Consider the following 17,475-nt stretch of genomic DNA (forward strand, 5'->3'; position numbering starts at 1 on the left):
CCGACAAAATGTCAGGAACAGCAGTCATCAACGGCTCTTCGAAGCTAGATCGGCCCCAGGCGTTCGGCCTCAAGCCAGCCCGCCGGGCAACTTCTCTAGTTTATCCCGCTCGCTCTTGCTTGTCAAATCGGCTCACCGCGACTGTTTAGCGTCTCCGGTCAGCACTCATCAGCAGTTCGAGGAGTGGGAACCTCATCCTAGACCCGAGGGTCGCGATCCTCAAGAGGATCAGGATGGGGGCGGTTCTCCGCTTGAGGGGGGTAAGGCTCTCGGCCTCTCCGCATCCCTGTGGGGCGAACAAGTAATAAGTTACGTGGCTCCCAGGGGTACGGCAAATCCTGCTCGGACCCCGGGCGTGTCGTCCTGCGTTTCCGCGGTTTTCCGCGGCTTCCGGTGGCTGAGCCGGCGCAGGCCGCACGGGGGACGCGCATAGGAGGCGCACGCAGACCAGATCGTGGGGGGAATCAGCCCGCTGCTCGTGCGGCACGCCGCATCGACGACCGCCGCACCTGGACGACCATCGCCAGCGCGACTGTCACGATGCCCCACACGGCGCACGCAGGCGGGAGCACGCGGTATGCCAAATGGGCCACTGTGAAGTCATCGTCGAGCGGGCCGAAGGAAGCGAGGCCCCAAGACCACGCACCGATGAGGGCCGTCGGCAGCGAGAGCCACCACACTCCGCGAACCCACGCGGAGAGGATCCGCTCAACAGGTGCTGTGTTCGCTCGGGCGAACCAGACCAGCATCCAGACGCCGATGATCGCAAGCCCGATCACGCTGGAACCGTGCTGGAGCCAGGCGTATCCCGCCAGCGGACCCCACCGCTGGTCGAGCACCGGGACAAGGGCCACTCCCCAACGTCCCTCATGGGTGAACAGATCCCACACGATGTGAGTCACGACGCCGAAAGCCAGTGACAGGACCGTCATCGTCAGCGCTCGCACCGAGAAGCCACCGGGCCTCGGGAATCCAATCGTCTCGCGGAACGCCCCCGTCGCGGGTGCGTCCCAGTCAACGGGAAGCCGTTCGGCGAGCCAGCGCGGTGACAGCTCGCGAACCGCCGGCCGCAGAAGGCAACGCCACACGAGCAGCAGGACGAAAGCGAGCAGGATCGTCGCCGCGATCCACGTCAGGTCATGCGTGCGGCCGTAGTGCAACGCAAGTCCGCGCACGAACAGCGGCAGATCCGGGGTCATCGCGCCGATCGCGATCGCCGCCGGCACGAGCGGCGTCCGCACGAACGGCAGCGCGACGACAGCGTGGCTCGGCGTGAACGGCATTTCTCAGGCGTCGACGAACACGCCGGCCAGCGTCTTCTTGCCGCGTCGCAGCACCGACACGCCGCCGGGCAGTGCGCCCATGACCTCGGCATCGTCACCCGTGACCTTCACGCCGTCGAGCGAGACGCCGCCCTGCGCGATGGCGCGTCGGGCTTCGGACAGGCTCGCGACGAGCCCCGTCTCGACGAGAGCCTGAGTCACGGGGGTGCCCCGCGCAACGCTGGTGTTCGGCAGTTCGTCGAGTGCCGTGCGCAGGGTCGCCGCGTCGAGCGCGTGCAGATCACCCTGGCCGAACAGCGCATCGGATGCTGCGATCACAGCCGACGTCGCGTCGACACCGTGCACGTAGGTCGTGACCTCGCGCGCGAGTCGCCGCTGCGCCTCACGGCGGAACGGTTCGGCGGCGACGAGCCGCTCGTACTCCTCGATCTCGTCGCGGGTGAGGAACGTGAATACCTTGAGGCGCGAGATGACATCGGCGTCATCGGTGTTGAGCCAGAACTGGTACATCCGGTAAGGGCTGCACATCGCAGCATCCAGCCAGATCGCGTTGCCCTCGCTCTTACCGAACTTCGTGCCGTCGCTGTTGGTGATCAGCGGTGTGCCGATCGCGTGCACCGAGACACCCTCGACGCGGTGGATCAGATCCGTGCCGCTCGTGAGGTTGCCCCACTGGTCGCTGCCACCCGTCTGCAGCACGCAGTCGTACTGGCGGTACAGCTCGAGGTAGTCCATGCCCTGCAGGATCTGGTAACTGAACTCGGTGTAGCTGATGCCGGCCTCGGAGTTGAGCCGAGCTGCAACGGCGTCTTTCTTGAGCATCGTGCCGACGCGGTAGTGCTTGCCGACTTCGCGAAGGAAGTCGATCGCACTCAGCGGCGCCGTCCAGTCGAGGTTGTTGACCAAGCGAGCGGCGTTGTCGCCGTCGAAGCTGAGGAATCGCTCGACCTGTGAGCGAAGGCGGGCGACCCACTCCTGGACCGTTTCGCGCGTGTTCAAGGTGCGCTCGGCCGACGGGCGAGGATCGCCGATGAGACCGGTGGATCCCCCGACGAGCCCGAGCGGCTTGTGGCCGGCCAGCTGAAGGCGGCGCAGCAGGAGGAGCTGTACGAGGTTGCCCAGATGCAGGCTGGGAGCTGTCGGATCGAAGCCGCAGTAATACGTGATCGGGTCGCCCGACAGGAGCTCGCGGAGCGCAGTCTGATCGGTGGACACATGCACGAGTCCACGCCAGACGATCTCGTCCCAGACGTTCTCGAACGTCGGATCGTTGGCGGGCGCGGTCGCGCTCACGAGGCTGGATGACACGCTTTTCAGGTTATCAGCGCAGAAGATGGAGCTCGTGCCGCCCTCAGCGCGCGGCCCACCACACCAGCAGAGCGGCGGCGAGAGCGAGCACCCAGCTGACGAGGCTGCCGACGAGGAAGAACTCAGCCCGATTGCCGTCGCTGCTGTCACGCGAGATCTCGGGGAAGCGGACGATTCCCTTCGCCGCGAGGACCGCAGCGATGAGGGTGTAGGCGCCCGCGAGCATCAGAGCGAAGACGAGCACGCGCTCGAGCGGGCCGATGAGTCGCCCACCCTTGAGACCGCCCGTCGTCGTGGTCTCGGTCTCATCTGCACCCGCCGTGTGCTCGGCGCGCAACGCCGTGCGCACGACGATGTTGCTGGATTCGAGCAGGAACGCCACCGCGCCGGCGACGAGTATCAGCAGGTCGACGGGCACGCTCGTGCCGGGCGCCGGCAGCGCCCACAGCGTGTCGAAGGCGGGGGTCGCGGAGCGAGGACCCGCGACGATGACAGCCGCCGCGACGGCCGCCCCGAGAAGACCGACGGGCCACAGCCCGGCACGGGCGCCGCCTCGGGCCGGCATCGTGAGCACCCAGACCGCGGCGACCGCGAGGGCGACCAGTCCCCAGAGCGCGGCGTCGACGAGCACGGCGACGAGGAAGAGCAGCACTGCGGCGAGCGCCATCGCGATCCCACGGCGGCGCGTGGTCTGGAACTGACGGATCAGGTCGGCGGTGCCGACGGCGAGCAGGGCGAGCCCGGCGACGATCATGCGCGCACCTCGTGAACGAGCTGCGTCAGCCCTTCGAGGATGGACCCTGCGCCGGCAGCCGCGAGCGCCTGCGACACGGCGGACTGACTGATGCCTTCGGCCCGCGCGAGATCCCCCTGCGTTTCGCCGAGGCACCGCCCATAGGTCAGGCGCCGGGCGCGAGCGCTCATAGCCCCCACGATGTGATCGTGCGAGAGCGCGTAGGCGTTCGCGAGGCGGACGGTCTGTGCCATGGCGGCATCATGCCCTGCCGCGGCGACGACCCACGTGCGCGCGCTCGGCGCGGTGCGTTTCTGCAGGCCGTGAACGATCTCGATCGCGTCGCGCGCGGCCCACCAGCCGGGCCCTTCCGAGAGGACGCGTGTGGCCGTGGCGACGGACTCGATGGACCCCACCCCCAGACCGAAACGCAAATCGAGCCCCGGGGGCAGCGCCAGCCTGAGAAGCGCAAGCCACCTCGTCGCGGTCGGCAGGTCGCTGAACACGGCCTCGAACTCGTCGCCGACCGTGGCGCTCATCTTGACGTCGGCCCGACCGAACGCGTGCTCGATCTGGTCGATCACGCGTTCGATCGTGTGCTGCGCCGCCACCCGATCGAGCAGGCGGCGTGAGCCGACGATGTCTGCGATCACGGCTACCGACGGACTCTGCATCCGACGAGCGTATGGGCTCTCAAGGTGCCCGCGCACTGTGCGGCATGATCGGAACCGACGAATGCATCGACCCCCGATGACCTGGAGACTCCCATGATCCTTCTTGCTTCGGCTGCCCTACTGGCGGTGGCGGCCCTTGGAACCGCGACGCTGGTCTCTCGCGCGCGCTGGTCGCAGGACGCCTGGGTCGTCGTCGCCTGTGTCGTGCTGTGCATCGCCGCAATCGTCTTTGTCCTGCTCGCACCCCCGCCAACTGTGTTGGATCGGGTGATCCTCGCCATCTCGACGCTCGGCGCGGCCACGACGGCGGGCTGGCCGGTCACAGGGAAGGTGCTGGAGCGGGCTCTCCGGATCCCGTCGGAGCCGAGCGACGAGCTTCCAGCGACGGGATGGGTGGGCCTCGTCGAACGATTCGGATTCACTCTCGCGCTGATTCTCGGCCTCCCCGAAGTCGCCGCACTCCTTCTCGGCGTCAAGGCGCTCGGCTCATACGCGGTTCCCGCCGAACGCGGAAATACGACTCCCGCCGCCCGCGTCCTGGGAACCCTGACCAGCGTGGGCTGGGCTCTGCTTGCATCGGCCGGCTACCTCATCGCGGCGCAGGACTGACCTCACGCACCTCCGAGGAGCAGGTTGTCCAGCGCGAGCTTGAGCGCCGTCGCGCCTGAGCGCTGAAGCGCCTGCGAGATCGCGGACTGGGACACGCCCTCGTCGCGGGCGATGTCGGCCTGCGACCGGCCGATCCAGTACTCCCCCGCGATCCGTCGATGCCGCGGCGTCATCCGCGTGACGACGAAGTCGCGCGACACGAGGAAGGAATTCACGATGTCGTCCTGCGCGGGCGTGCCACATGAGAACCACGCGCGAAGGTATGGGTGACCGTGGTCCTGCCGGCGATGGACGGCGGCGATGGCCTCGCGCGCGCGCCACCACGCGGGGCCGTCCTGGATCGAGGTGCCTCCCACGCTCCGCTCGACCTGCTGGTACTCCCCCTCGCCGAGCCCGAACCGACAGTCGATATCCGATGGCAGGAGAACACGCACGAGCATCGTGATGCCGAGCGCTGCCTGCGCGGTGGGGTAGACGGACTGGAATTCGTCTCCCGCCGTGGCCCACAGAGGCTCGGCGGGCTCGACGACGGCGTGAGCCACTTCGAAGGCCCGATGGACGGCCACCTGCGCCTCCTGGCGATGGGCCAGATCTCGCGAGCGAACGATGTCGGTGATGACTCCTACGCCATGCATCCCGCCATCATACGCTTATCTGAGTTCAATATAAGGATGAGATCTAATTCAGGCCGAGCGCAAGCGCTGACGCCTGCACGCGTTCGATCAGCTGCGTGCGCTGCTCCGCGACGCGCTGCGGGGCGGTGCCTCCGACCCCATCACGGCTGGCGACCGACCCTTCGATCGTGAGGACGCTGCGCACCTCGGGAACCAGGTGCGCAGACACCTCGGCGAGCAGATCATCGGAGGCATCCTCGAGTCCGATCCCCCGCGTCTCGCAGGCCCGGACGAGCGAGCCCGAGATCTCGTGCGCGTCACGGAACGGGACGCCGCGCTTGACGAGCCACTCGGCGACATCCGTCGCGAGCGAGAATCCCTGGGGCGCGAGCTCAGCCATGCGTTCGACGTCGAAGCGCATCGTCGCGATCATGCCCGCGAACGCCGGCAGCACCGTCTCGAGGGTTCGCACCGAGTCGAAGACGGGCTCCTTGTCTTCCTGCAGATCGCGGTTGTACGCGAGCGGGAGTGCTTTCAGAGTCGCGAGCAGGCCCGTCAGGTTGCCGAGGAGTCGACCGGCCTTGCCCCGCGCCAGCTCAGCGATGTCGGGGTTCTTCTTCTGCGGCATGATGCTCGAACCCGTCGAGTAGCGGTCATCGAGCGTGACGAAGCCGAACTCGCGCGTGTTCCACACGATGATCTCTTCGGCGAACCGCGACAGGTCGATGCCGATCATGGCGGCGATGAAGGCGAACTCCGCGACGACGTCACGGGCCGAGGTGCCGTCGATCGAGTTCTCGGCGGGCCGGTCGAGGCCGAGTTCGGTCGCGACGAGCTGAGGGTCCAGGCCCAGCGTGGATCCGGCGAGGGCTCCGCCGCCGTACGGCGAGACGACGGCCCGCGCCATCCAGTCACGCAGTCGTTCGACATCGCGCACGAGCGGCCACGCGTGTGCCTGCAGGTGGTGAGCGAGCAGCACGGGCTGGGCGTGCTGCAGGTGGGTGCGCCCGGGCATGATGGCACCGGGGTGCGCCTCAGCCTGCGCGACGATCGCATCGACGACTCGCAGGATGTCGCGCGTGATCGTGCGCGCGTGGTCGATCAGATACATCCGCACGAGCGTCGCGATCTGGTCGTTGCGACTGCGTCCGGCGCGCAACTTGCCGCCGAGGTCGGGGCCGACCTCGGCGATGAGCGCCTGTTCGAGAGCGCCGTGCACGTCTTCGTCCGCCTCGGCGGCGACGAGGGTGCCGTCGGCGACTCGGCGGGCGAGCGCGTCGAGTCCGACGTGCATCGCGTGCTCCTCATCGGCGGTGAGGTAGCCGGCCGCGGCGAGCGCCTTCGCGTGCGCGTGCGAACCCGCGATGTCGTACAGCGCGAGGTCCCAGTCAAAGTGCGTCGAGCGACTCAGCACAGCCAGTTCGGGGGCAGGCCCCGAGGCGAATCTCGCACCCCACAGCGCGCCTTCGTTGGTGCCGTGGTCATCTGTCGTCGGGGTGTCGTCACTCACCCCGACAGCTTATCGGCGGGACCGCGTGCGCCCGGCGTCGGTCCGGACGATGAGTCGGGCGATCCGGTCGAACACCCACTCGAGCGGGCCGCGACCGATGAGCAGCGCCCATGCCGTGCAGAACACGACGAGGATCAGCGTCATAGGCCAGAACGGCTCGAGCGCCCGGAAGCCGCTGAGGTCTCCCGCGCGTCCGACGACAAGGGTCGCAATGATGGCCCACGCGACGAGCTGCGCCGTGTAGGCCGTCAGCGGCATGGCGCCGACCGCCCGCAACGGCAGCACGACCCATGTGAGTGGTGTGCGGCACAGCAGCAGGCAGCCGCCGATGACGGCGATCGCGAAGCCACCCGATCCGATGACCTCGAACAGGCCACTCGAATGCGGCTCGACCTGCAGGGCGCCCTCGGTCGCGCCGATACCGCGGCCCACTCCGTAGCCGAAGAGCGACACGACGGTCCCCCACAGCAGCATCCGCACCTGCACGCGCGCCCGACGGATGTCGGCACGCGCGACGCCCAGCCCCGCGAGGACGAACGCGATCCAGACGGTGAAGGGGTAGTGCCAGCCGAGGATGAGCGACAGTTCGGATCCACCCACCGACGACCACACAGGCAGTGCGTCCAGCGATACCTGCACGAAGGGCATGACGACCCCGAGCACTCCCGCGATGATCAGCAGAACGCGCGCCCTGAGTGAGACGAAGGCGAGCGCGAGCAGGAACATGATCGCGTACGCCGGCAGGATGACGTAGACAGGCACGCCCGTCTCGATGAGCACGACGCCGAGGACCCACAGCAGCGCAGCCCGCACGGCAAGGCGCAGCCGCGCGATCATCATCGGCGATCCGCGCAGCGGCGTCGCTCCGCCCGTCACGAGCCCGATCGATACGCCGGCAAGGGTCGCGAACAGGATCGACGAGCGTCCGTCGACGACGGCGATCCATGATTCTGGTTCGGGCCACTCGAACGCGACCTCGATGGCGATGAGGTGGGCGGTCAGCATGCCGATGACGGCGAGGCCGCGCGCGAGGTCGACGCCCGTGACCCGACCCGCGCCGTTCAGTCGCTGCCAGCGCGACGCAAGCCACGTGCGCGATGCGACCGACTTCTCGTTCACCGTCATGGTCGGGTCACCGCTGCCGCAGCAGCCAGACGAGCAGCGCCTTCTGCGCGTGCAGCCGGTTCTCGGCTTCATCCCACACGACACTCTGCGGGCCGTCGATGACGTCGGAGTCGACTTCGTACCCCCGGTCGGCCGGCAGGCAGTGGATGAAGATGGCCTCGGGGTCAGCGAGCTGCATGATCTCCTCGGTCACCTTGTAGGCGCCGAGGTCGCGAAGCCGTGCGAGCTTCTCTTCTTCCTTGCCCATCGACACCCACGTGTCGGTCACGATGACATCGGCACCTGCGGCCGCCTCGATCGCATCGGTGTACAGCGTCACCGACCCGCCCGTTTCGGCAGCGCGGCGATCGGCGTCTGCGATGACGTCGTCGCGCGGCGAGTACTCCTCGGGCGACGCGACGCGTACGTGCATCCCCGCCGTGACGCCGGCCAGGACATACGAGTGCGCCATGTTCGACTTGCCGTCGCCGAAGAAGGCAAGGGTGAGGCCCTTCAGCTCACCCTTGTGCTCGCGGATCGTCAGAAGGTCGGCCAGCAGCTGGCACGGGTGGAAGTCGTCGGAGAGGGCGTTCACGACCGGTACGCGCGTGTCCCGCGCCATCTCTTCGAGGCCCGCCTGCGCGTAGGTGCGCCAGACGATCGCCGCGACCTGCCGCTCGAGCACGCGCGCCGTGTCGGAGGGGGTCTCCTTGCCGCCGAGCTGGCTGTTCGCCGTCGAGATGATCAGCGGCGAACCGCCGAGGTCGGCGATGCCGACGGCGAACGAGACCCGCGTCCTCGTCGAGGACTTGTCGAAGATGACCGCGACGGTCTGCGGCCCCGCGAGGCTCTTGTCCGCCCAGCGGTCCTTCTTGAGCTCGATGGCGAGATCGAGGATCTCGCTCTGCTCGGCCTGCGTCAGATCGTCGTCGCGCAGCAGATGACGGGTCATGCGTTTCCTTCCAGGTCCGCCTCGACGGCCGACAGGGCTGCCGCGAAGAGCGTCTCGAATTCGTCGACCTCGACGTCGGCGATGTTCAGTGCCGGCACGAGCCGGATCGTGCTGTCATTGGGGGCGTTCACGATGAGTCCGCGCTGCATCGCCGCCTCAACGACCTGCTTCGCGACGGGATGCCGCAGCCCGACGCCGATGAGCAGTCCGAGGCCGCGGCATCCGGTCACCAGGGGTGAGTCGATGCGCGCGATGACCTGCGTCAGCTGCGCGCCGCGCTCGGCGGCATTGGCGAGCAGGCCGGACCGCTCGATCTCGCCGAGGACGGCGTTGGCTGCCGCCGTGCCGAGAGCGTTGCCGCCGAACGTCGTACCGTGCGTGCCGGGGTAGAACAGGTCGCTCGCGGCTTCGAACGTGATGAGGGCACCGATGGGGAACCCGCCCCCGATGCCCTTGGCGACCGTGATCGCGTCGGGCACGATTCCCGCGCGCTGGAAGGCGAACCACTCCCCCGTGCGGCCTGCGCCGGTCTGGATCTCGTCGATGATGAGCAGTGCGCCGTGCCGAGCCGTGAGCTCACGGGCCGCTTCGAGGTATCCCGCCGGCAGCTCCACGACGCCCGCTTCGCCCTTGACTGGTTCGAGGAACAGCGCAGCGACCCGGTCATCGAGCGCCGCTTCGAGCGCCTCGATGGTCGAGTCGATGAACTCGACCCCCGGCGTCATGGGCAGAAACGGTTCCTGCATCGCGGGCTTGCCGGTCAGGGCGAGCGTGCCCATCGTGCGGCCGTGGAAGGCGTCCGTGAGAGCCAGGATGCGCGGACGCTCCGTGCCCCCGTGCAGGCGGGCGAGCTTGAAGGCGGCCTCGTTGGCCTCGGCGCCGGAGTTGCCGAAGTACACCCGACCCGCATCGCCCGTGCCCGCGAGGCGCTTGAGGCGTGCCGCGAGCTCGAGCTGCGGCGGCGTCGCGAAGAAGTTCGACACGTGTGCCAGGATCGCCGCCTGCGATGCGACGGCGTCGACGAACACGGGGTGGGCGTGGCCGATCGAGGTGACGGCGATGCCTGCGAGAAAGTCCAGGTAGCGGCGTCCGTCGGCATCCCACACGTGGGATCCCTCGCCGCGGACGAGCATTGCCATCCGCGGTGCGAAGCTGCGAACGAGGTCTCGTCCTTCGTCGTCCTGCCAGGTCATGCGCTCACCACTTCTGTTCCGATTCCCTTGCTGGTGAAGATCTCGACGAGCACCGAGTGCGGCACGCGGCCGTCGATGATCGCGGCCGTCTCGACGCCGCCCTCGACCGCTTCCAGGCATGCGTTCATCTTCGGGATCATGCCCGACTCGAGGTGCGGAAGCATGTCGCGCAGCGCGCTCGAGGTGATGTGCGAGACGAGCGAGTCGCGGTTCGGCCAATCGGCGTAGAGACCCGCGACATCGGTCAGGATGACGAGCTTGGCGGCACCCAGCGCAACGGCGAGGGCTGACGCCGCGGCATCCGCGTTCACGTTGAGCGAATGGCCTGCCTGGTCGAGATCGGGGGCGATCGATGAGACGACGGGGATGCGCCCCGCGGCGATCTGATCGAGCACGGGCTGCGGGTCGACGTTCACGACGTCGCCCACGCGGCCGAGATCGTGCTCGACGCCCTCGATCACGACGCCGCGACGGCGACCGCCGAACAGCCCCGCGTCCTCGCCGCTCAGCCCCGTGGCGACGGGGCCGTGGGCGTTGATCTTGCCGACGAGCTGCGGGTTGATCTGTCCGGTCAGCACCATGCGCACGACCGAGATGGCTTCGGTCGAGGTGACGCGGTAGCCGCCCTTGAACTCGCTCGGGATCTCGAGCCGGTCGAGCATCGACGAGATCTGCGGTCCCCCGCCGTGCACGACGACGGGCTTGATGCCGACGTAGCGCAGATACGCGATGTCGGCGGCGAAGGCGTCCTGCAGCTCTTCGGAGACCATCGCGTTGCCGCCGTACTTGATGACGATGATCTGGTCGCTGAAGCGGCGCAGCCACGGCAGGGACTCGATGAGCGTGATCGCTCTGCGGCTCGCTTCGGCGGGATCGGTGTCCTGGATGTCTGTCATGAGGAGTAGGCGCTGTTCTCGTGGACGTAATCGTGCGTGAGGTCGTTCGTATAGATCGTCGCCGCCGCAGGACCCGTCTTGAGGTCGATCAGCAGGGCCGTCGCGCGCGGCGTGAGGTCGACGTCCTCGCGGGGTCGGTCGGGTCCGCCCTGCGTGCACACGCGCACGCCGTTCATCCAGACATCGACGTCGTACGGGTCGAAGGCCGCCTCGGTCGTGCCGATCGCGGCGAGCACGCGCCCCCAGTTGGCGTCGTTGCCGAAGATCGCGGCCTTGAAGAGGTTGTTGCGGGCGACGGATCGGCCCACCTCGACGGCGTCGTCTTCGGATGCCGCGCCGACGACCTGGATCGTGATGTCGTGGCTTGCTCCCTCGGCGTCGCCCTGCAGCTGCACGGCGAGGTCCGTGCACACGTCGATGAGCGCCCGGCGGAAATCGTCGGGGTCCGGCGTCGTACCCGACGCACCGCTCACCATCAGGGTGACCTGGTCGTTCGTGGACATGCAGCCGTCGGAGTCGAGTCGGTCGAAGCTCACGCGCGTCGCCGCCCGGAGGTGCGCGTCGGCCTCGGCAGCGGTCAGGACGGCGTCGGTCGTGAGGACCACGAGCATCGTCGCGAGGCCGGGCGCCAGCATCCCGGCACCCTTCGCGATCCCGCCGATGGCCCATCCGTCTGAGGTGACCGCGCTCGTCTTGGGCCGCGAATCGGTCGTCATGATGGCTTCGGATGCCGCGGTGCCGCCGTCGTCCGAGAGCTCGGCTATCGCCTGCTCGGTGCCGGCCAGCACTTTGGCGCGGAAGACCTCGTCGCCCGTGCCGATGAGCCCCGTCGAGCACACCTGGATGTCGCCCGCGCTCACGTCGAGGAGCGCCGCCGCCTTCTCTGCGGTCGCGTGCGTCGTCTGGAACCCGAACGCGCCCGTGAAGCAGTTCGCGCCACCGGAATTGAGCACGATGGCCTCGACCACGCCGTCCTGGATCGCGCGCTGCGACCACAGGATGGGATTCGCCTTCGCGCGGTTCGAGGTGAACACGGCCGCACCAACCTTCAGCGGGCCGCGATTGACGACGACGGCGACATCGGGCTTACCGGTCGACTTGAGTCCTGCGGCGACTCCGGCCGCTTCGAAACCTCGGGGTGTCGTGACGCTCACGGCGCAACTCCGTTCACGCTCAGCGCCGTGCCTTCGGCGAGACCGAGCGCGATGTTCATGGACTGGACAGCGGCGCCTGCCGTGCCCTTGGTGAGGTTGTCGAGGGCGGTGACCACGACGACACGGTTCGCGGCACGATCGACCGCGAGACCCATGAGCGCCGTGTTCGCGCCCAGGACGTCGGCCGTGCGCGGGAATTGCCCCTCGGGCAGAACCTGCACGAACGTCTCACCGTCGTACGCGGCCAGCCAGGCGTCGCGGATCGCGGCATCGGAAGCACCGCCGGTGATCGGCGCCGTCGAGGTCGCGAGGATCCCCCGGGCCATCGGCACGATGACCGGGGTGAATGAGATGCGAATGCCCTCATCGGCGGCCACGGGTTCCGCGGCATCCCCGCGATGTCTTGCGGCGGCGAGCGCCTGCCGGATCTCGGGGATATGCCGGTGCGTGCCGCCGACCGCATAGGGATTGGCGGAGCCGAGGATTTCGCTGGCGAGCAAGTTCGTCTTGAGGCTCTTGCCCGCTCCGCTGGGGCCGACCGCGAGCACCGTGACGATGTCGGAGGGGTCGATGACCCCCGCGGCCATGCCCGGCGCCAGGCTCAGGCTGACAGTCGAGGCGTTGCAGCCCGGCGCGGCGATCCGCGTCGCACCGACCAGCCGGTCGCGCTGCTTCATGCCGGCGACCGGCAGTTCCGGTACGCCGTACACCCACGGGTCATGGAAGTCGCCCCCGTAGAAGCGGTCCCAGTCCGACACCGATTCGAGGCGGTGGTCCGCACCGGCGTCGATCACGAGCGCGGTGTCGCCGAGAGCGTCGGTGTACTGGCCGGATTGGCCGTGGGGCAGCGCGAGGAAGACGATGTCGTGCCCCGCAAGAACCTCGGGCGTCGTCTCGCGCAAGGTCAGGTGCGCGAGCGAGCGCAGGTGCGGCTGATGCTGGATGAGTGGCTGTCCCGCGTTCGAATGCGCGGTCACGGTGCGGATCTCGACGTCGGGATGCGCGGCGAGGATCCGAAGGATCTCACCGCCCGCATAGCCGGATGCGCCGGAGACGGCGACCGAATATGTCATGGATTCCACCTTAGAGTCTGGGGTCGGGTGCCTGTGGCGGCGACTCCCGCGTCCCACGACATCGTCGGGGGTCCGCCGCACGGCGGATGACGGGGTCGCCTAGAGTCGGCGTCCGCCCAGACGTCGGCGCCCAGCTGCGCCGATCGCAACGCCCGTCGGCGCGCTCGAGGACCGCGTGCAGAGCGGGAGCGTGGCCGAAGGCATGCGCCGACGATAACCCTCGCGCCGCGGCATCCGCAACTTTCCGCGGAGGCCCGACCGGCTCATCACGCGGCCGTGAGGCTCTCGCGGCGCGAGAACAGCTTGATCTGCAGATCTTCGTCGGTGTCGTAACCGGCGTCTTCGACGACCATCAGCTGAAAGCCGACGGCGTCGCCGGGCAGGCGCTGTTTCGCCAGGTATCCCCGCGCATGCTCGACGAGAGCCCGGTACTCGGTGAGCTCTTCGAACGGCCCCTCGAGCGACTGCATGCGCATGGCGAGCCCGCTCACCACGTCGAAGAACCCCTTGTCGAGCCGGTGCGCCGGAAAATACAGGGCGTGCCACAAGGCCCGCTTGCGATGCTCATGGGTCACCTGCCAGTGATCGGCGGTGCCGTCTGCGCGCACGACTCGCACGAGAACGTGGCCGTCGGTCTGTCCGGGCTCGGGTGCGAAGAAGCGCCAGTCCGGCACGCGAAAGCTCGAGCCGAGCCAGAAGCGCACTCCGATCGGACGAGGTCTTCGCCGCAGAATAGCGGCGCGCCCGCTCGGAGCACAACGGCCACGGGGCTACTCGCGCAGCGTCGCTCCGAACCGCTCGGCTGCGACCGCCACGCCCGCGAGCTTCGCGTCGGTCGCCTCGGCGGCCGTGAGCGTGCGGTCCGGTGCCCGGAAACGAAGCGCGAACGTCAGGCTCTTGCTCCCTTCGGGCACGCCGGGACCGCGGTAGTCGTCGACGAGGCGCAGCGTTTCGAGCAGCTCCCCCGCCCCCTGGACGAGCGCAGCGCGCAGGTCGGCGGCGGCGACGTCGTCCGCGACGACGAGCGAGACGTCCTGCGTCGCCGCCGGGTAGCCCGAGAGTGATGCCGCTACGACACGGTCGCCCGCGAGCTGCAGCACGAGGTCGAGGTCGAGCTCGGCCACGACGACGCGCCCGTGCAGATCGACAGCATCCGCGACGGCGGGCAGCACTTCGCCGACGTAGCCGACCTCGGTGCCTCCGACCGACAGGATGCCGGTCCGACCGGGATGAAGCGCTGCGCGTCGGCCCTGGGCGACCTCGATCTCGACGCCGGCCGCGCTCGCGATCGTGCCGACGGCGTCGAGGGCGTCGGCGACATCCGCCATCACTGCGGGCTGGCCGGGCTGCTTGGAGACGACGGCACCCGTGAGGAGCACCGCGACATGGCGGGGCTGCGGGGGGATCGAGGCGTCGAGGTCGGCGAGCGTGGCCGCATCGGGTCGCACGGCCAACGGCGGCACGGTCGTCGTGCCGTAATCGCGGCCCGGCTCGGGCAGGAACACCGCACCGGTCTCGAACAGGGCGAGGTCGGTGAAACCGCGCGAGTGGTTGCGGTGCGCAACCTGCAGCAGGGCGGGCACGAGAGAGCGGCGCAGGAACGGGTGCTGCCCGTCGAGCGGGTTCGCGAGCTTGATCGAAGGTAGGTGTTCGCCGGACGCCGACCCATGCAGGTCGTTGTCGGCCTCGGTCGTGAAGGGGAAGGACGGGGTCTCGACGTAGCCGGCCGCGGCAAGCGCGTTCGCGACACGGCGGCGGCCCTGCTGCGCGAGCGTGAGCCCGCGACCCGAGGGCGGCGTCGGCAGCACCGACGGGATGCGGTCATACCCCTCGATGCGGGCGACCTCTTCGGCGAGCGTCCACTTGTCGGTGAGGTCCGGGCGCCACGACGGGGGGAAGACGATCCACTCGCCGTCGCGCTCGGTGACCTCGCATCCGATCATCTCGAGAGCCGTGACGATCTCGTCCCGGGTGTAGTCGACGCCGATCAGGCTCTCGACGAACCCTGCCGGAAGCGTGACCCCCGGGATCTGGACCTCTGCGAAGAGCGCTCCCCCGACGGCGGTGTCCAGCGTGCCACCGGCGTACTCGACCATGAGGTCGGCGACGCGACGTGCCGCCACGAAGGGCACGAGCGGGTCAACGCCGCGCTCGAAGCGCCGCGACGCCTCGCTGGGCAGCTTGTGGCGGCGGGCCGTGCGCGCGATCGACACGGTGTCGAAGATCGCCGCTTCGATGAGCACGTTGCGCGTGGCATCCGACATCTCGGTCGTGCCGCCGCCCATGACGCCGGCGAGACCGATGGGCCCGGACTCGTCCGTGATGAGCAGGTCCTCGGCACTGAGCGTGCGCACCTTGCCGTCGAGCGTCTCGAGGGTCTCGCCCTCGGTGGCCCGGCGAACCGTGATGCCGCCCGTGAGGCGATCGAGGTCATAGCCGTGGATCGGCTGCCCCAGTTCGAGCATGACGTAGTTCGTGATGTCGATGAGCACGCCGAGCGAGCGGATGCCGGCGAGCGTGAGCCGCGCGACCATCCACGCCGGCGTCGGCTTGGTCGGGTCGACGTCGCGCACGATGCGCACGGCGAACTCCGACGCTCCAATGCGTCCACGGATGGGCGCATCGTCGCGAACGGCGACCGGGAAGCCCGCGACGGGCTGCTGCAGGTCGCCCCACTCGCGCAGGCCCGGATCACGGAACGCTCCGCCCGTGGCGTGCGAATACTCCCGCGCGATGCCGCGCAGCGAAAGGGCGTAGCCGCGGTCGGGGGTGACGTTGACCTCGACGGCGACGTCATCGAGTCCGAGCAGCGCGATCGCGTCGGTGCCGACCGGCGCGTCGAGGCCGAGCTCGACCAGGCGAAGGATGCCGGCATGCTCGTCCCCGAGGCCGAGTTCTTTCGCCGAGGCGATCATGCCGTCCGACACATGGCCGTACGTCTTGCGCGCGGCGATCGGGAAGGGTCCGGGCAGGACCGAGCCCGGCAGGGTCACGACGACCTTGTCACCGGCGAAGAAGTTGTGTGCGCCGCACACGATGCCGCGCACTCCTCCGTGCTCGGGTCCGACGTCGACCTGGCACCAGCGGATGGTCTTGCCGTTGGACTGCGGTTCTTCGACGAACTCGACGACCTCGCCGACGACGATCGGGCCGGACAGCTCGAACCCGTGCATGCCCTCCTCTTCGAAGCCGACCGAAACCAGAGCCGCCAGGATGTCCTCGGGCGAGGCGTCCGCCGCGACATCGACGTACTCACGCAACCACGAAAGCGGGACGCGCATCAGACCACCATTCCGAACTGCTCACTGAAGCGGACATCGCCCTCGGCCATGTCGCGCATGTCCTGGACATCGCTGCGGAACATGAGCGTGCGCTCAATGCCCATACCGAACGCGAAGCCCGAGTACTCCTCCGGATCGATCCCCGCAGCGCGCAGCACGTTGGGGTTGACCATGCCGCATCCGCCCCACTCGATCCAGCGGGCGCCGCCGGTGAAGGTCGGGTGCCACAGGTCGAGCTCTGCCGACGGCTCGGTGAAGGGGAAGTAGTTGGCGCGGAAGCGCGTCTTGGCCTCGGGGCCGAAGAGCACCTTCGCGGCGTGGTCGAGCGTGCCCTTGAGGTGGGCCATCGTGATGCCCTTGTCGATGACGAGACCCTCGAACTGTGTGAACACAGGAAGATGCGTCGCGTCGAACTCGTCGGTGCGGTACACCCGTCCGGGGCACAGCACGTAGATCGGCAGGTCGCGCTCGAGCATCGAGCGCACCTGGACGGGGCTCGTGTGCGTGCGCATGACGAGGTGTCGGGCGACGGGATCGACGAAGAACGTGTCCTGCATCTGACGCGCCGGGTGGTCGACGTCGAAGTTCAGGGCGTCGAAGTTGTACCACTCGTGCTCGAGCTCGGGGCCCTCGGCGATCTCCCACCCCATCCCGACGAAGATGTCGGCGATCTGCTCCTGCAGCAGCGAGATCGGATGCCGCGCACCCGTGCGGCTGCGCGCGGCGAGCGCGGTGATGTCGATCCGCTCGGCTTCGAGCTGGGCTGCGGTCTCGGCCGCAACGAGCTCCTCTTCGCGAGCAGCGAGCGCCTGCGTCACTCGTCCGCGAGCCTGCCCGACGAGCTTGCCGAACTCGGCCTTGCGCTCGTTCGGGACGTTGCGCAACTGGGCGTTGAGTCTGGCGAGGGGCGAGCCTTCGGCGGAGTGCGCCGCACGGGCGGACTTCAGCTCGGCGGTGCTGCTCGCCGCGGTGATGGCCTCGAGGGCGCTGTGCACCGCGGCATCCACCGCCTCGGGCGTGATCGTGGGGTTCTCGGGTGCGTCGGACACGAGAACCGAGTCTACCGACGCGCGGGGCAGGGTTCCGCGCAG

16 protein-coding genes are annotated in these 17,475 nt (G+C 68.8%); 1 reads left to right on the forward strand and 15 read right to left on the reverse strand.

The window, feature by feature from the left end:
• Positions 1-464: 464 nt before the first annotated feature.
• The 4 genes from AC25Y0_RS05355 to AC25Y0_RS05370 are packed head-to-tail and all read right to left on the reverse strand — an operon-like array spanning position 465 to position 3,998.
• Positions 465-1,283 carry a DUF4184 family protein gene (locus AC25Y0_RS05355; protein WP_488122278.1) on the reverse strand — a complete coding sequence of 273 codons (819 nt, stop codon included), beginning with the start codon at positions 1,281-1,283 and terminating at the stop codon, positions 465-467.
• Between the two features lie 3 nt (positions 1,284-1,286).
• Positions 1,287-2,600, reverse strand: coding sequence for a tyrosine--tRNA ligase (tyrS, locus tag AC25Y0_RS05360; protein ID WP_488122305.1), 1,314 nt, complete (start codon positions 2,598-2,600; stop codon positions 1,287-1,289).
• Between the two features lie 34 nt (positions 2,601-2,634).
• Positions 2,635-3,345 (reverse strand): hypothetical protein, encoded by a 711-nt coding sequence (locus AC25Y0_RS05365; RefSeq protein WP_488122277.1) that lies wholly within the window; start codon positions 3,343-3,345, stop codon positions 2,635-2,637.
• Positions 3,342-3,998 carry a SatD family protein gene (locus AC25Y0_RS05370; protein WP_488134349.1) on the reverse strand — a complete coding sequence of 219 codons (657 nt, stop codon included), beginning with the start codon at positions 3,996-3,998 and terminating at the stop codon, positions 3,342-3,344. The genes AC25Y0_RS05365 and AC25Y0_RS05370 overlap by 4 nt, the downstream gene beginning before the upstream one ends.
• 93 nt (positions 3,999-4,091) lie before the next feature.
• Between AC25Y0_RS05370 and AC25Y0_RS05375 the strand changes: the two genes are divergently transcribed.
• Positions 4,092-4,607: a hypothetical protein gene (locus tag AC25Y0_RS05375; RefSeq protein ID WP_488134350.1), complete on the forward strand. Its 516-nt coding sequence runs from the start codon at positions 4,092-4,094 to the stop codon at positions 4,605-4,607.
• Between the two features lie 2 nt (positions 4,608-4,609).
• On the opposite strand, the gene AC25Y0_RS05380 is transcribed toward AC25Y0_RS05375, so the two are convergent.
• The 11 genes from AC25Y0_RS05380 to pheS all read right to left on the reverse strand — a co-directional run bounded on the left by AC25Y0_RS05380 (position 4,610) and on the right by pheS (position 17,433).
• On the reverse strand, positions 4,610-5,242 hold the full coding sequence (locus AC25Y0_RS05380) for a SatD family protein (RefSeq protein WP_488134351.1): 633 nt from the start codon (positions 5,240-5,242) through the stop codon (positions 4,610-4,612).
• A gap of 43 nt (positions 5,243-5,285) precedes the next feature.
• The gene (gene argH, locus AC25Y0_RS05385) at positions 5,286-6,731 is read right to left on the reverse strand and encodes an argininosuccinate lyase (protein WP_488122273.1); all 1,446 of its coding nucleotides are present in this window, start codon (positions 6,729-6,731) and stop codon (positions 5,286-5,288) included.
• A 9-nt stretch (positions 6,732-6,740) separates the two neighbouring features.
• Complete coding sequence (locus AC25Y0_RS05390) at positions 6,741-7,856, reverse strand: heparan-alpha-glucosaminide N-acetyltransferase domain-containing protein (protein WP_488122272.1); 1,116 nt, start codon at positions 7,854-7,856, stop codon at positions 6,741-6,743.
• Positions 7,857-7,863: 7 nt separating this feature from the next.
• Entirely contained in the window at positions 7,864-8,787 is a 924-nt protein-coding gene (gene argF / locus AC25Y0_RS05395; protein WP_488122271.1) for an ornithine carbamoyltransferase, read from the reverse strand.
• Positions 8,784-9,980: an acetylornithine transaminase gene (locus tag AC25Y0_RS05400; RefSeq protein ID WP_488122270.1), complete on the reverse strand. Its 1,197-nt coding sequence runs from the start codon at positions 9,978-9,980 to the stop codon at positions 8,784-8,786. Before AC25Y0_RS05400 ends, argF begins: the two co-directional genes overlap by 4 nt.
• Entirely contained in the window at positions 9,977-10,876 is a 900-nt protein-coding gene (gene argB / locus AC25Y0_RS05405; RefSeq protein WP_488122269.1) for an acetylglutamate kinase, read from the reverse strand. The genes AC25Y0_RS05400 and argB overlap by 4 nt, the downstream gene beginning before the upstream one ends.
• On the reverse strand, positions 10,873-12,030 hold the full coding sequence (gene argJ, locus AC25Y0_RS05410; RefSeq protein WP_488134352.1) for a bifunctional glutamate N-acetyltransferase/amino-acid acetyltransferase ArgJ: 1,158 nt from the start codon (positions 12,028-12,030) through the stop codon (positions 10,873-10,875). Before argJ ends, argB begins: the two co-directional genes overlap by 4 nt.
• Positions 12,027-13,103: an N-acetyl-gamma-glutamyl-phosphate reductase gene (gene argC / locus AC25Y0_RS05415; protein WP_488122267.1), complete on the reverse strand. Its 1,077-nt coding sequence runs from the start codon at positions 13,101-13,103 to the stop codon at positions 12,027-12,029. Before argC ends, argJ begins: the two co-directional genes overlap by 4 nt.
• A gap of 266 nt (positions 13,104-13,369) precedes the next feature.
• A complete protein-coding gene (locus AC25Y0_RS05420; protein ID WP_488134353.1) occupies positions 13,370-13,807 on the reverse strand; it encodes a hypothetical protein in 438 nt (145 codons plus the stop codon).
• A 66-nt stretch (positions 13,808-13,873) separates the two neighbouring features.
• A complete protein-coding gene (gene pheT, locus AC25Y0_RS05425; protein ID WP_488134354.1) occupies positions 13,874-16,384 on the reverse strand; it encodes a phenylalanine--tRNA ligase subunit beta in 2,511 nt (836 codons plus the stop codon).
• Positions 16,384-17,433 (reverse strand): phenylalanine--tRNA ligase subunit alpha, encoded by a 1,050-nt coding sequence (gene pheS / locus AC25Y0_RS05430; protein ID WP_488134355.1) that lies wholly within the window; start codon positions 17,431-17,433, stop codon positions 16,384-16,386. The genes pheT and pheS overlap by 1 nt, the downstream gene beginning before the upstream one ends.
• Positions 17,434-17,475 lie beyond the last annotated feature (42 nt).

The organism is Microbacterium sp. Y547, assembly GCF_057669785.1.

Coding starts and splice junctions, on each gene's coding strand:
- argF (WP_488122271.1), bottom strand. CDS start 8,787: ATGACCCGTCATCTGCTGCGCGACGACGATCTGACGCAGGCCGAGCAG.
- AC25Y0_RS05365 (WP_488122277.1), bottom strand. CDS start 3,345: ATGATCGTCGCCGGGCTCGCCCTGCTCGCCGTCGGCACCGCCGACCTG.
- argB (WP_488122269.1), bottom strand. CDS start 10,876: ATGACAGACATCCAGGACACCGATCCCGCCGAAGCGAGCCGCAGAGCG.
- AC25Y0_RS05375 (WP_488134350.1), top strand. CDS start 4,092: ATGATCCTTCTTGCTTCGGCTGCCCTACTGGCGGTGGCGGCCCTTGGA.
- argC (WP_488122267.1), bottom strand. CDS start 13,103: ATGACATATTCGGTCGCCGTCTCCGGCGCATCCGGCTATGCGGGCGGT.
- AC25Y0_RS05400 (WP_488122270.1), bottom strand. CDS start 9,980: ATGACCTGGCAGGACGACGAAGGACGAGACCTCGTTCGCAGCTTCGCA.
- AC25Y0_RS05370 (WP_488134349.1), bottom strand. CDS start 3,998: ATGCAGAGTCCGTCGGTAGCCGTGATCGCAGACATCGTCGGCTCACGC.
- AC25Y0_RS05380 (WP_488134351.1), bottom strand. CDS start 5,242: ATGCATGGCGTAGGAGTCATCACCGACATCGTTCGCTCGCGAGATCTG.
- AC25Y0_RS05355 (WP_488122278.1), bottom strand. CDS start 1,283: ATGCCGTTCACGCCGAGCCACGCTGTCGTCGCGCTGCCGTTCGTGCGG.
- pheT (WP_488134354.1), bottom strand. CDS start 16,384: ATGCGCGTCCCGCTTTCGTGGTTGCGTGAGTACGTCGATGTCGCGGCG.
- AC25Y0_RS05390 (WP_488122272.1), bottom strand. CDS start 7,856: ATGACGGTGAACGAGAAGTCGGTCGCATCGCGCACGTGGCTTGCGTCG.